Below are 13632 nucleotides of genomic sequence, written 5' to 3' on the forward strand. Positions count from 1 at the left end.
TATAAACAATATATAGTTTGGATATAAACAATCTACTTTTTAGATGAATGGGGTGGAAATAGTGGAATTAAGACAGTTACGTTACTTTGTAGAGGTGGCAGAACGCGAGCATATTTCTGAAGCTGCGGAGCATTTACACGTTGCCCAGTCTGCAATCAGCCGACAAATTGCCAACTTGGAAGAAGAACTTGGAACACCGCTTTTTGAACGAATCGGGCGTAACGTAAAGTTGACGCCAGTTGGGAAGATTTTTTTGGAACATTGTATTACCGCACTCAAGGGAATTGATTTTGCTGCAAAGCAGGTAGAAGAATATTTAGACCCGGCAAAAGGTACAATTAAAATAGGTTTCCCTACAAGTTTGGCAAGCTATGTATTGCCGACTGTCATTTCTGCATTTAAAAAAGAATACCCGGAAATTTCTTTTCATCTACGCCAAGGGTCCTATAAATATTTGATTGATGCAGTCAAAAATCGCGAGCTGAATTTAGCTTTGCTTGGACCATTACCACCAAAAGACGAAGCAATCAATACAACAGTGCTGTTTAGCGAAAACATCCATGCTTTGTTGCCCGCAACACACCCACTAGCGAAAAAAGAATCGATTAACCTTGTTGATTTGCGTCATGATCAATTTGTACTCTTTCCTGAAGGTTATATTTTAAACAAAGTTGCCGTTGATGCATGCCGCTCTGTAGGCTTTATGCCGAATATCACTACCGAGGGAGAAGATATGGATGCATTAAAAGGGCTTGTGGCTGCAGGAATAGGTGTGACACTTTTACCAGAAAGTTCACTCTATGATTCAACACCGCGCATGACCGTCAAAGTGCCGATCACCATACCTAATATAAGACGTACAGTCGGCATTATTGCACCAACATCAAGAGATCTTGCCCCATCCGAACAAGTATTTGTCGACTTTATATCAAATTTTTATTCACGATTAACACGATTCCAATAAAAGGCTTGAATAGAAGTAGAAGTTTCATTGGATAGATATGGAGAAATCCCATTTTAGAAAAGATAATTTTATGAAACGAAAAAACCATTTTCTCCCCAATAGAGAAAATGGTTTTTTTGATTATTTTTATTCGCCTGAAACTGGTACTACAGAGCCGCCCCACTCTTCGACGATAAAGTCTTGAACTTCTTTCGAGCGTAATGCATCTACTAATGCTTTAATTTCTTTTGAATCTTCATCGCCAGATTTTACTGCAATGATATTTACATAAGGTGATTCACTAGACTCGATTGCGATTGAATCTTCCAATGGGTTAATGCCGTTATCGATTGCGAAGTTTGAGTTGATCAATACCGCATCCCCTTCTTCATTTTCGTACATTTGCACTAATAATTCAGCAGCAGTGTTTGCATCGAATTCGAAGTTTTTCGGATTATCTACGATGTCTTTTATCTCTGCTTTTGTTTTATCAATACCTTCTGCTAATGTAATTAAACCTTGTGCTTCAAGTAATGAAAGCATACGTCCATGGTCTGCCACTGAGTTAGAAAGTAAAATCGTTGCACCTTCAGGAAGTTCTTCTAAAGATGAATATTTTTTTGAGTAAATACCGATTGGCTCGATGTGAATACCGCCAGCATTTGCAAAGTCATAATCGAAATCTGCTTTTTGTGCTTCGAAGTATGGAATGTGCTGGAAGAAGTTCGCATCTAGATCACCGTTATCTAAATCTTGGTTTGGAAGTACATAATCTGTATAAGGTTCGATTTCAAGCTCAATACCTTGTTCCTCTAATATCGGTTTAACTTTTTCAAGGATAACTGCGTGTGGTGTATTCGATGCACCAACTACTAATTTTTCATCTTCTCCTCCACATGCTGCTAATGCAAGTACTGAAGCTCCTAAAATAACGCTTGATAATAACTTTTTCATTTGTTTTACCTACCCTTTTTTATTAGTTTGTTTTCGGCCCATCGAAACTTTTTCTATATTCTGATTATTTTTCGGATAGACGCGCACTTTTATAAAAGTTTGCGTCCATATTGTTTCGATGCACCAATATTTATAATTACGGCCTTACGAGCCACTAACTATCGTTTGTCCACTCTTGCTGTGATGAAATCCCCAATATATTGGATGATGAATACGACAACTAAAATCAATACAGTTGCCATTAAAGTCACATCTGTTCGGTTACGCTGGAAACCATCAAGGAATGCCAGGTTTCCTAAACCACCCGCACCAATGATGCCGGCCATTGCTGTATACCCTACTAAAGCGACAGCTGTAACAGTAATACCTGAAATTAATGCCGGTAAGCTTTCCGGAATCAGCACTTTCCAAATAATCGTAGAAGTTTTCGCTCCCATTGAGCGAGCCGCTTCTATAACACCTTTATCAATCTCTCTTAATGCAATTAACACCATGCGCGCATAAAACGGTGCTGCACCGATAATAAGCGCAGGTAATGCTGCATTGGCACCACGGATGGTTCCAAGTAAAAACTTCGTAAATGGAATTAATAAAATGATCAAGACGATAAATGGAATCGAGCGGAAAATATTCACGAATGACCCTGTCAAAAAGTGTACAACTTTATTTGCCCATAATTGATTGTCGCTCGTTAAAAATAAGACAATACCAATTAGAAGTCCTAGTATAAATGTGATGACTGTCGCAACAGCCGTCATATAAATTGTTTCATATGTTGCTTCGAGCATTTTACCCCAATCTACGTTCGGAAATAATTGATTAAACATGCTCAATCACCTCCGCCTGAATTTCTTGCTTCGCTAAAAAGCTTAATGCTTCCGCGACTGCTTTTGGCTCGCCATCGATATGAATAAACAATGTACCAAACGAACCGCCCGTTGTATTTGAGATTTTGCCATGCACTATATTAACAACTACGTCAAATTGCTTAATCATTTGTGAGATGACAGGCTGTTCTGTCGTTGCCGCTGCAAATGTTAATTTAGCGATTTTGCCTTCTGGATAATTGGCTAAAATCTGTTCCAGTGATGCTTGCGTTTCCTGTGTTTCACCAGAAGCTTGCGACACGAAGTTTTTCGTAATCGGTGCTTGCGGATGTTGGAACACTTGTAATACATCTCCCTGTTCCACTACTTTTCCGGCTTCCATAACAGCTACTCTGTTACAGATTTTACGGATAACATGCATTTCATGTGTAATGAGTACAATTGTAAGTCCGATGTTTTTATTAATATCAAGCAGCAATTCCAAAATTGAATCCGTTGTTTCAGGATCAAGTGCTGAAGTCGCTTCATCACATAAAAGCACTTCCGGATTGTTTGCCAACGCACGGGCAATGCCAACACGCTGCTTTTGACCGCCTGAAAGTTGAGAAGGATACGCTTTCCCTCTTCCTTTTAAACCAACAAGTTCAATTAACTCTTCTACTCGTTTTTCACGATCAGCTTTTGAAACACCTGCTATTTCAAGTGGAAATGCGATGTTTTCTTCAACGGTACGTGACCAAAGTAAATTGAAGTGCTGGAAAATCATACTTATTTTTTGACGTGCTTCTCGTAATTTAGCTCCGGAAGCTTTTGCAATATCCTGACCACCTACAATGACAGAACCTGTCGTTGGCTTTTCCAAACCGTTCAATAGGCGAATCATTGTACTTTTACCGGCACCACTGTAGCCAATAATACCGTATATTTCTCCTTTGTTGATCGATAGGCTTACATTATCAACTGCCGTAAGCTTACCATTTTTCGTGTTATACACTTTTGTAATATTTTGTATATCAATCATCGGTTGTACTCCTTCTAAATTGAAATAACCTTCCTGCTATTTCAAAATCATGTTCTTTTTTCATCCAAAACATCCGCTGAATGAAAAAAACCTTTCTACCAAGACAAGTAGAAAGGTTTCACATACATTTATACGGTAAACCGTTCTCTCATCTTTCAAAGTTTACACTTTGTGTGAATTGGCACCTTTGCGTAATCGCTGGTTGCCGGGCTTCATAGGGCACTTCCCTCCACCTCTCTTTATAAGAGCAACGTTATTAAGTTTTATTATTATGAATGTTACTTTATCACGACAAAGTGACTACGTCAATTACTTTTTTAATATTTCATACAAAAACGGTACGGATTTAAATGCATAAATTTTATTCGTTAGTTCCCCGTTGTCTGAAACAATTAAACAAGGTACACTTTCAATTTTCAGTTCATAAGGTAAATCCCCTAAATAATTGATATTTGCCATACCAAGCGGGAGATCTGGTAGTAATTTCTCAATTACTTCCAACATTTTTTCTGATACTTCACATGTGCCGCACATAGGCGTATATAGGAAAAATGCTGTCTGATCATATTGTTGTACGTTTTGTTCCCATTGCTGTTTCGTCCATTGTTCCATTATACTGTCATCCTTCTTTTACTAAAAATTTTGCTCGTAGTAAAATATCCCTTAAGATTTTAGTAGGTGTTTTTTCTACTTCAATATATTCGTGAGGTATGATTAGCTGTTGTGCTTCAGGATATGCACGGTTCATCAGTTTACGTAACTTTTCACCGTTTTTATCTGCATCAAACATAGTGATAATTTCATCTTGCTCATAATCTTCCAATAAATCAATCAAATTGACTTCGCTTATTGTGCCATTTGTACAAACAATTGTCACGTCCTCTGCTAAAATCGGGATTAATCTCAACTTATCGGCACGTCCTTCGACAACAAGGCATTTTCCCATACGTACACGCTTCCTTTCAAAATCACCTTTATGTATAGAATAACAAAAAAACACTAAAACCTTACTATAGAAGGCTTTAGTGTTTCATATTATTGTTCGATTAATGCAGTGTAAGCATCTGCGTCTAATAATTCTTCAACTTCCGCTTCACTTGTTAACTCAACAGTAACCATCCATGCATTACCGTATGGAGATTCATTAACGTATTCTGGGTTGTCCAGTAATTCTTCGTTGATTGCAACTACTTTACCAGAAAGTGGTGCATATAGTTCAGAAACTGTTTTTACAGACTCTACACTACCGAATGGCTGATCCTTTGAAATCTCATCGCCTACTTCAGGTAATTCTACGAATACGATATCACCTAATTCAGATTGTGCGAAATCCGTAATACCGATTGTTGCCTTACCGTCTTCAATTTTAACCCACTCATGCTCTTTTGAATAACGTAATTCTTTTGGTGTGCTCATTCGAAAACCTCCATGTTATATGTAGTACATTCAAGTTCATTTTGCCATATTTCGTTCGGAAATACAATGTGAATAACTGTTTATTTCCAAGTTTCTAAGAAGTCAGACTCCTTAAATCCTAAAGTTAATTTTTTTCCATCTGTTACGATCGGTCGCTTAATTAACATACCATCTGATGCCAATAGCTCTAATTGCTCATCCTCGGACATTGTCGCTAATTTATCTTTAAGACCTAATTCCCGATATTTCATACCAGACGTATTGAAGAATTTCTTTAATGGCACTCCACTTGCTTCATAAATTGCTTTAATCTCCTCTTTAGATGGTGTCTGTTCTACGATATGAATATTTTCATAGTCCACACCTTGCTCATCTAGCCACTTTTGCGCTTTTTTACACGTTGTACATTTTGGATATTGAATGAATTTTACTGTCATGTAAGTACTCCTTTTGCCCTGGATTTTCCTATATTGTAACGGATATAGAAGGACAAATCAAAAATGTGTTCGTATTATTGGCGTTTTTATGAATATGGGTTTTATTAGAATATTTGTGCCGATATTAGAACATGCTGGTCGTATTTTAGAAGAATGGTTTCGTTTATTTGAAACTTTGGCGGTCATATTAGAAGAAAGGAAACTTATATTAGAACTTCCGAGATATATTAGTTTATGTAAAAATATATTAGAACATTTTACATTATATTAGAACAACATAGAAAAATCGGGTGCAGTGTCATGCACCCGACTATAGTATTTTGTTAAACTACATACTTTTCTGCTTCGATTAATTTCACTGAAGCTTCACGTTTTTTCGGAATTAAGTTGTAAGGATTGTTGCGCGTTAATTTACGTAAAGCCGATAAAATCATACGTGCATCGTCACCTTCAACTGAAGCGATCAATGTTTCTTTTGCTTCTTTTTCGATTTCTGCGAATGCTTCCTGACAGAAAATTTGAGTGTAAAGGATTTTTTGTGCTGCTTTTTCTTCTCCGTCACGCTCGATTGCTTTTTGTGTACGGATTACTGCAGATTCCATTGCGTATAATTGGTTCGCAATGTTCGCGATGTTCACTAACAGCTCCTGCTCGGCATCCAGTTTTGCACCGTAGCGTTGTGCTGCTGCACCTGCTGCAAGTACTGCGATTTTCTTCGCATTTTTCACTAAATATTTCTCTTGCTCTAAAGCACCTTGGCCAATTTCTTCAGGCATAAGCATTAGTAGCTCGTTTTGCAGTTCTTGTGCTACTTGTAATAGTGGTAATTCACCTTTTAATGCTTTTTTCATAAATGTGCCTGGTACGATCATACGGTTAATTTCGTTTGTACCTTCGAAAATACGGTTAATACGAGAGTCACGGTAAATGCGTTCCACTTCGTACTCAGCCATAAATCCGTAACCACCGTGTAACTGAACCGCTTCATCCGCTACGAAATCCAGTGTTTCAGAACCGAATACTTTTGCGATTGAGCACTCAATAGCATACTCAGCGATTGCTGCTGCAATTGATTTGCCGTCTTTTTGCTCTTCATCAGATAACTGGCTTAAACGGTCTTCGAAGTAGCCAACTGTACGATAGTTTAAAGATTCTGATGCATAAATGTGAGAAGCCATTGATGCGATTTTTTCTTTCGTTAAGTTGAAATCCGATAATTTCGTTTTGAACTGTTGGCGTTGGTTTGTATAAGCAACTGCTAATTCAAATGCACGTTTTGATGCACCTACAGTACCTACTCCTAATTTATAACGCCCGATATTTAAAATGTTGAATGCGATAATATGACCGCGGCCTACTTCACCTAATAAGTTTTCTACAGGCACTTCTGCATCTTCTAAAATTAATGTACGAGTAGAAGATGATTTAATCCCCATTTTCTTCTCTTCCGGACCTACAGAAACTCCTGGGAATGAACGCTCAACGATGAATGCAGTAAATTTATCGCCATCAATTTTTGCGTATACAACGAATACATCCGCAAAGCCTGCATTAGTAATCCATTGTTTTTCACCATTTAATACGTAATGGGTACCCGCTTCATTTAATTTAGCAGTTGTTTTTGCGCCTAATGCATCCGAACCTGAACCTGGCTCTGTTAATGCGTAAGCTGCGATTAAGGCACCTGAAGCTAACTTCGGTAAGTACTTCGTTTTTTGCTCATGGTTACCGAATAATACGATTGGTAATGAACCGATCCCTACATGGGCACCGTGTGTGATTGAGAAACCGCCAGCCGGTGACATTTTTTCAGCGATTAATGCAGAAGAGATTTTGTCTAAGCCTAAGCCTTCGTACTCTTCCGGCACGTCAGCTGCTAGTAAACCTAAATCACCTGCTGTTTTTAATAGACGTACCGAGTGCTCGAACTCATGGTGCTCTAAGTTTTCAACTACCGGCAATACTTCGTTTGTTACATATTCCTGTGTTGTTTGAGCAATCATCTTTTGCTCATCTGTGAAATCTTCCGGTGTAATTACTCGGTTAATTTCCACGTCCTCGATTAAAAAGCCGCCACCTTTAATAATGCTGTTTGTTGTTTGTGCCATTATAAATTCCTCCCTAGTTTCCTCTGTGATTTTTTATTGTGTTGTTTTCCGTTTCGGTTACGCTTTCCGCGGGCACGAGGCCAACACGATGTTGGTCACAAAAGCGTTGCCACAGGACGTGGCGTTCTTAGCTTTTGTTCCTAGTCTCAGGCGTCGTGCTTTTCCCGCTGGAAGCTTGCTTGTAGCGAAAGGCGCAGCCGTCAGCTACACTCGAACCTTCACTACAAACAACACCTTATTGTTTCCCCAGACAATTAAAGAACTTCAAATACCCCTGCTGCGCCCATTCCGCCGCCGATACACATTGTTACGACACCGTATTTACCGCCGCGGCGTTTTAATTCATTGATTAACTTCACTGTAAGAATCGCGCCTGTTGCACCAAGTGGATGGCCTAATGCGATTGCCCCCCCGTTAACATTCACTTTTTCCATATCAATGCCAAGCTCACGAACTACTTGAATTGATTGTGATGCGAATGCTTCGTTAATTTCCCACAGGTCAACTTGATCTTGTGTAATTCCTGCAATTTCAAGTGCTTTCGGTACCGCAACGATTGGTCCGATACCCATTACTTCAGGTGGAACTCCTCCGACAGCAAATCCTAAGAATTTTGCCAGTGGCTGCATTCCTTGTTTCTCCGCTTCTTCACGGTCCATCACAAGTACTGCTGCTGCACCGTCAGAAGTTTGAGAAGCATTCCCTGCTGTTACAGATCCTTTTACGTTGAATGCTGGACGTAATTTTGCCAACGTTTCTACCGATGTACCTGGACGAACCCCTTCATCTGTATCAAAAATTGTAACTTTTTCTTTTAACTGATTGTTTTCATCGACATAATACTCCGTCACTTCAACTGGAACGATTTCGTCTTTGAATTTACCTTCTTTAATTGCTTTTTCAGCCAATTCATGCGAACGCACTGCAAAAGCATCCTGCTCTTCACGTGTCACATTGTAACGATTCGCTACTTCTTCAGCTGTGTGACCCATACCGATATAGTATTGTGGTGCTTCTTCAGCAATTTTTGGGTTTAGACGAACTGTATTACCAGTCATCGGAATCATACTCATCGACTCTGTACCACCTGCAACGATTGCTTTTGCATGGCCAAGCATAATGCGCTCTGCTGCATAAGCAATTGTTTGTAGCCCTGATGAACAGAAACGGTTAACTGTTAATGCTGGTGTTTCATCCGGTAACCCTGCCAATGCCCCTACTAAGCGGGCAACATTCATCCCTTGTTCTGCTTCCGGCATTGCACATCCCATAATTAAATCATCAATTGGACCTTCATAGCCCGCACGTTTTAATGCTTCTTTTACTACTACTGCACCAAAATCATCTGGACGAGTATTCGCAAGTGATCCTTTTTTCGCACGTCCGATTGGTGTTCGTGCTCCTGCAACAATAACGGCTTCACGCATAATGATGTTTCCCCCTTGTGATTAGCCAGCAAGTAATCTATTAAGCTAGTTGCCGGCAAAATATTCTAGACACAAACGTTGATTTCCATTTCAGTGAACGCTTTCTCCGGATGCGTGGTCCTACACGATCGTCTCGTGCGTCACGCTTTTCCCCAGGAGTCGTCGCCTACACTCCAAACAACTAAATGTGTATTTAAAATTCTTTTCGTATCATTACAAGTCAATTTTAGTTACGTAACGGCTTTCCTTTTACAAGCATGTGCTGCATACGCATTTGTGATTTCTGGTCTGCAACCAGTTCTAGGAATGCTTGTTTTTCCAGGTTTAATAAGTACTCTTCTGAAACTTCTGTTCCGTATGGTACTTTTCCGCCTGCGATTACATATGCAAGTTTCTTCGCGATTTTCAAATCATGCTCTGTAATATAGCCTGAATCGAACATTCCTTGAGCCCCTAATAACAATGTTGCATAACCTGGTGCCCCTACTACTTTCACCGGTTTTTTCACTGGTGCTGTATAGCCTGCATCCGCAAGTGCAAGTGCTGCTTGTTTTGCATCATAGATTAAGTGATCCGGATTTACGGAAATACCATCCGCAAAGTCCAGGAAATTATTTTCACGTGCTTCTTCACCAGAAGTCGAAACTTTTGCCATTGCAATTGTTTCGAATACTTTATTTGCGATTTGCTGATAGTCTACATCCACGCCATTTGGCAAGCCTTTAATGAACTTTTGGTAAAGACCTAAGTTACCGCCGCCACCTGGGATTAATCCAACGCCTACTTCTACAAGACCCATATACGTTTCAGCTGATGCTTGAATGTGTGCAGCCGGTAAACATACTTCCGCTCCGCCACCTAATGCCATTTGGAAAGGTGCCGCAACAACCGGTTTTGTTGAATATTTAATACGGCGCATTGCTTGCTGGAATGACTTAATAACAAAGTCCAATTCAAAAATATTATCATCTTGTGCTTCCATTAAAATCATCGCAAGGTTGGCACCGACACAGAAGTTTTTACTTTGGTTCCCGATTACAAGGCCTTTAAAGTTTTTCTCAACTTCATCAATGGCATAGTTGATCATTTGTACAATGTCTAAACCGATTGCATTTGATTTTGAGTGGAATTCAAGTAATGCGATTCCATCCCCTAAATCAATTAGGCTTGCACCTGAATTTGATTTAATAACACCATGTTTTTTCTTGTAACGTTTTAAGTCAATCGCTTTTTCATTTACAGGAACTTTTACATATTCTGAACCGTTATAGTAGGCTAAATCACCATCAATTTCAGAATAGAATGTTTTCAGGCCTTTCTCTAATAATCCATTTACGAATTCAGGAATTTCACGGCCTTCTTCTTTCATTTTAGAGACTGATTTTTCTACGCCGATTGCATCCCACATTTCAAATGGACCTTGAGCCCAACCGAAGCCCCATTTCATCGCATTGTCAATTGCAACGATGTCATCAGCAATTTCACCTACTAATTTTCCTGAGTAAATTAATGTCGGTGCAAATGAATTCCATAATAGTTCCCCAACTCGGTCATTTGCATAAATTAAAACTTTTAATTTACCTCCTGGACCTTTTGCTTGTTTTGCCATTTCTAATGATGGTGCTACAAGTTTCGTAGTCGGTTCATATTCAAATGTTGATAAATTCAATTGTAGAATTTCTTTCCCAACTTTTTTGAAGAAACCTTGGCCCGATTTAGCGCCAATCCAACCATTTGAGATCATTTTCTTTAAAATAGGAGATTCTTCAAATACTGCCTGTTCTTCACCGGTTGTCTGGTCATATACATTTGTTGCAACATGTGCAAAAGTATCAAGACCAACAACATCCAATGTACGGAATGTCGCAGATTTTGGACGACCGATTAGTGGTCCTGTTACCGAATCTACTTCACCTACTGAATAGTTACGTGCAATCATTTCGTTCATTGTCACGATTAAACCGTATGTTCCGATTCTGTTTGCGATAAAGTTCGGTGTGTCTTTTGCGATAACAACACCTTTTCCTAATACATCTTCACCGAATGTTTGCATAAAGCTCACAACTTCCGGTTTTGTTGTATTAGCCGGAATGATTTCCAGTAATTTTAAATAGCGTGGCGGGTTGAAGAAATGTGTACCAAGGAAATGCGCTTGGAAATCTTCTGAACGCCCTTCCGCCATTGCGTTAATGCTAACCCCTGATGTATTTGATGAAATGATTGTGCCTGGTTTACGTACAGCATCAATCTTTTCAAATAAGCCTTTTTTGATATCTAATCTTTCTACAATTACCTCAATAATCCAGTCAACATCCTTCAGTTTTTCTAAATCATCGTCAAAGTTACCTGGTGTAATTAATGCTAGATTTTTTTTCGATGAAAGTGGTGCTGGTTTTTGCTTTAGTAATTTTTGCATTGCAGAAACTGCAAAACGGTTTTTTACAGGTTTTGAATCAAGTGTTAACCCTTTAGCTTCTTCTTCCTTTGTTAATTCGCCCGGAGCGATGTCTAATAACAATGTAGGAATCCCGATATTCGCCAAATGTGCTGCAATTCCTGAACCCATTACCCCTGAACCTAAAACCGCTACTTTTTCAATTTTGTAAGACACGAGCACTTCCCCCTTCTCCCTTGAATGAACAGTCATTCATTTTGAAATCAAAAAAAAACTTCAAACAGCTTTTCTGTTCTTAGTGTAGATTATTTTGACAATTTACGCAATAATTTTCTCGCAATTTTAAATAAATTTATTATTCTTATATTTTTATTGCTAGAAGGTACATATATTAAGCTAAATTACTTTTCGTAAGCTGTCCAAATCGTGTACAATGGGCGTAAGGAGCGTGATTAATATGCAAGAAATTACAACAATTGAACAATTCACAGAACTAACTAGCAAGGAAAAACCAGTAATCGTGAAATTCTTTGCTGGCTGGTGCCCGGACTGCACACGTATGGATATGTTTATCGATCCAATTATTGAAGAGTACAATCAATATGACTGGTATTCAATCAACCGTGATAACTTCCCGGATTTAGCGGAGAAGTATCAAGTAATGGGTATTCCATCATTACTAATCTTCAAAAATGGTGAAAAATTAGCACACTTACATAGCGCTAATGCAAAATCACCTGCACAAGTGGAAGAATTTTTAAACGCACAAGCATAATATGTATTACGAATGAATCCAAAAGTTTACCACTTTTGGATTTTTTTTATTTTTCATAAGCTAAAGCGCTAGTCATAATGCGGTTTTTTAATTACAATTGATTACGTGAAATTTTATTGTAAGAAAGGAAAATTTATGACTTCAGATCAACGAAAAAAACTTGCTTTACTTATGCTTAACATGTTCATTGCAGTTGGGAGTTTCGGGATTATCATTCCAATTATTCCTGCCTATTTAAAAGAAATCGGGCAAGGTGGAACAGCTGCAGGTTTAATCATTGCGATTTTTGCATTCGCGCAATTTTTAGTATCACCTATCGGGGGAAAATGGACGGATAAGTATGGTCGTCGCCCGCTCATTAATATCGGACTGCTTACTTTAGCTATTTCGATGTTTATTTTTTACTTCGCAGATTCCATTTGGCTGCTTTATTTATCACGTGCTATCGGCGGAATTGGCTGTGCATTCCTGATTCCTGCAATTTTTGCATATGTAGCAGATATTACAACGATGGATCAACGCGCAAAAGGTAATAGTTTTATTTCAGCCTCGATGTCACTTGGTATTGTAATCGGTCCTGGTATCGGCGGCTTTTTAGCGGATTTCGGACTTAAAACACCGCTTCTTGTTTCAGCGGTAGTCGGATTGCTTGCGTTTATCGTATCTTATTTTACTTTGGCGGAGAGCCAGGAAGAGAAAGTCGAAATTCTTCAAGACGAAAACTCTTCAATGATGAAAGATATTCTTTTATCTGTTAAAAAGCCATTCTTTATTCCACTGATTATTACGCTGATCATGAGTTTCGGTTTAATGTCTTATGAAACCGTTCTTGGACTTTATGTAGATGATAAATTTGGTGCAACACCACAGGAAATTGCCTTCATGGTAACATCAACAGGATTAGTCGGTGTTATTATGCAATTATTTGTAGTTGACCGCCTTGTAAAAGCGATTGGCGAAGTAAATGTATTAAAATTATTTTTAGTCGTTACCGCTTCTGGCTTCTTCCTGTCGATTATCGCAGGAAGCTATACGATGTTCTTTGCGATTTCGTTATTAATATTCCTTGCGACATCAATTTTGCGTCCTGTATTAACGACATTAATTTCAAAAATGGCCGGGAATGAACAAGGGTTTGCAATGGGTATGAACAATGCCTATATGAGCATAGGCAATATTATGGGTCCTCTTCTTGCAGGGGCGTTATATGACATCAATATCCTATACCCGTTTATCGCTGGATTAATCATATTAATTTTCACTATTATTCTAACATTTATGTGGAAAGGTATTAAGATCCAAAAAGCAGCATTAAAAGGAGGTCATTAA

The 13632-nt window shown here is 38.7% G+C and carries 13 protein-coding genes and 1 riboswitch; of the genes, 3 read left to right on the forward strand and 10 right to left on the reverse strand.

Annotated features, from left to right (window positions below; all coding sequences use genetic code 11):
- Positions 1-61 precede the first annotated feature (61 nt).
- Positions 62-964 (forward strand): LysR family transcriptional regulator, encoded by a 903-nt coding sequence (locus MHH37_RS15935; protein WP_008408676.1) that lies wholly within the window; start codon positions 62-64, stop codon positions 962-964.
- A 126-nt stretch (positions 965-1090) separates the two neighbouring features.
- Here the strand turns inward: MHH37_RS15935 and MHH37_RS15940 are convergent, their stop codons facing one another.
- From MHH37_RS15940 to MHH37_RS15985, 10 genes are all read right to left on the reverse strand, one after another.
- Positions 1091-1897 carry a MetQ/NlpA family ABC transporter substrate-binding protein gene (locus tag MHH37_RS15940; protein ID WP_014823032.1) on the reverse strand — a complete coding sequence of 269 codons (807 nt, stop codon included), beginning with the start codon at positions 1895-1897 and terminating at the stop codon, positions 1091-1093.
- A 158-nt stretch (positions 1898-2055) separates the two neighbouring features.
- The gene (locus MHH37_RS15945) at positions 2056-2724 is read right to left on the reverse strand and encodes a methionine ABC transporter permease (protein WP_342573758.1); all 669 of its coding nucleotides are present in this window, start codon (positions 2722-2724) and stop codon (positions 2056-2058) included.
- Complete coding sequence (locus tag MHH37_RS15950; protein ID WP_008408682.1) at positions 2717-3745, reverse strand: methionine ABC transporter ATP-binding protein; 1029 nt, start codon at positions 3743-3745, stop codon at positions 2717-2719. Before MHH37_RS15950 ends, MHH37_RS15945 begins: the two co-directional genes overlap by 8 nt.
- Positions 3746-3890: 145 nt before the next feature.
- Positions 3891-3993, reverse strand: a riboswitch (SAM riboswitch).
- 61 nt (positions 3994-4054) lie between these two features.
- Complete coding sequence (locus tag MHH37_RS15955; protein ID WP_065216306.1) at positions 4055-4357, reverse strand: thioredoxin family protein; 303 nt, start codon at positions 4355-4357, stop codon at positions 4055-4057.
- Positions 4358-4364: 7 nt separating this feature from the next.
- Positions 4365-4691, reverse strand: a complete 327-nt coding sequence (locus MHH37_RS15960) for a toprim domain-containing protein (RefSeq protein ID WP_342573759.1) — start codon at positions 4689-4691, stop codon at positions 4365-4367.
- Between the two features lie 89 nt (positions 4692-4780).
- Positions 4781-5161, reverse strand: coding sequence for a glycine cleavage system protein GcvH (gcvH, locus tag MHH37_RS15965; RefSeq protein WP_008408686.1), 381 nt, complete (start codon positions 5159-5161; stop codon positions 4781-4783).
- Positions 5162-5241: 80 nt separating this feature from the next.
- The gene (locus tag MHH37_RS15970; protein WP_008408689.1) at positions 5242-5598 is read right to left on the reverse strand and encodes an arsenate reductase family protein; all 357 of its coding nucleotides are present in this window, start codon (positions 5596-5598) and stop codon (positions 5242-5244) included.
- Positions 5599-5921: 323 nt separating this feature from the next.
- Positions 5922-7706, reverse strand: coding sequence for an acyl-CoA dehydrogenase family protein (locus MHH37_RS15975; protein ID WP_065216926.1), 1785 nt, complete (start codon positions 7704-7706; stop codon positions 5922-5924).
- 254 nt (positions 7707-7960) lie between these two features.
- Positions 7961-9133 (reverse strand): acetyl-CoA C-acetyltransferase, encoded by a 1173-nt coding sequence (locus tag MHH37_RS15980; RefSeq protein WP_087618374.1) that lies wholly within the window; start codon positions 9131-9133, stop codon positions 7961-7963.
- Positions 9134-9359: 226 nt separating this feature from the next.
- Positions 9360-11744, reverse strand: coding sequence for a 3-hydroxyacyl-CoA dehydrogenase NAD-binding domain-containing protein (locus MHH37_RS15985; RefSeq protein ID WP_342573760.1), 2385 nt, complete (start codon positions 11742-11744; stop codon positions 9360-9362).
- 241 nt (positions 11745-11985) lie between these two features.
- Between MHH37_RS15985 and MHH37_RS15990 the strand changes: the two genes are divergently transcribed.
- Both MHH37_RS15990 and MHH37_RS15995 read left to right on the forward strand, forming a co-directional pair.
- Positions 11986-12303, forward strand: a complete 318-nt coding sequence (locus MHH37_RS15990; protein WP_008408698.1) for a thioredoxin family protein — start codon at positions 11986-11988, stop codon at positions 12301-12303.
- A gap of 135 nt (positions 12304-12438) precedes the next feature.
- A complete protein-coding gene (locus tag MHH37_RS15995) occupies positions 12439-13632 on the forward strand; it encodes an MFS transporter (RefSeq protein ID WP_342573761.1) in 1194 nt (397 codons plus the stop codon).

This window comes from Solibacillus sp. FSL K6-1781, from assembly GCF_038630735.1.
GTDB classification, from domain to species: domain Bacteria; phylum Bacillota; class Bacilli; order Bacillales_A; family Planococcaceae; genus Solibacillus; species Solibacillus silvestris.

Excerpts from the sequence above, each read along its gene's own strand:
- MHH37_RS15940 (WP_014823032.1), bottom strand. The coding sequence starts at position 1,897 with ATGAAAAAGTTATTATCAAGCGTTATTTTAGGAGCTTCAGTACTTGCA.
- MHH37_RS15945 (WP_342573758.1), bottom strand. The coding sequence starts at position 2,724 with ATGTTTAATCAATTATTTCCGAACGTAGATTGGGGTAAAATGCTCGAA.
- MHH37_RS15950 (WP_008408682.1), bottom strand. The coding sequence starts at position 3,745 with ATGATTGATATACAAAATATTACAAAAGTGTATAACACGAAAAATGGT.
- MHH37_RS15955 (WP_065216306.1), bottom strand. The coding sequence starts at position 4,357 with ATGGAACAATGGACGAAACAGCAATGGGAACAAAACGTACAACAATAT.
- MHH37_RS15960 (WP_342573759.1), bottom strand. The coding sequence starts at position 4,691 with ATGGGAAAATGCCTTGTTGTCGAAGGACGTGCCGATAAGTTGAGATTA.
- gcvH (WP_008408686.1), bottom strand. The coding sequence starts at position 5,161 with ATGAGCACACCAAAAGAATTACGTTATTCAAAAGAGCATGAGTGGGTT.
- MHH37_RS15970 (WP_008408689.1), bottom strand. The coding sequence starts at position 5,598 with ATGACAGTAAAATTCATTCAATATCCAAAATGTACAACGTGTAAAAAA.
- MHH37_RS15975 (WP_065216926.1), bottom strand. The coding sequence starts at position 7,706 with ATGGCACAAACAACAAACAGCATTATTAAAGGTGGCGGCTTTTTAATC.
- MHH37_RS15980 (WP_087618374.1), bottom strand. The coding sequence starts at position 9,133 with ATGCGTGAAGCCGTTATTGTTGCAGGAGCACGAACACCAATCGGACGT.
- MHH37_RS15990 (WP_008408698.1), top strand. The coding sequence starts at position 11,986 with ATGCAAGAAATTACAACAATTGAACAATTCACAGAACTAACTAGCAAG.
- MHH37_RS15995 (WP_342573761.1), top strand. The coding sequence starts at position 12,439 with ATGACTTCAGATCAACGAAAAAAACTTGCTTTACTTATGCTTAACATG.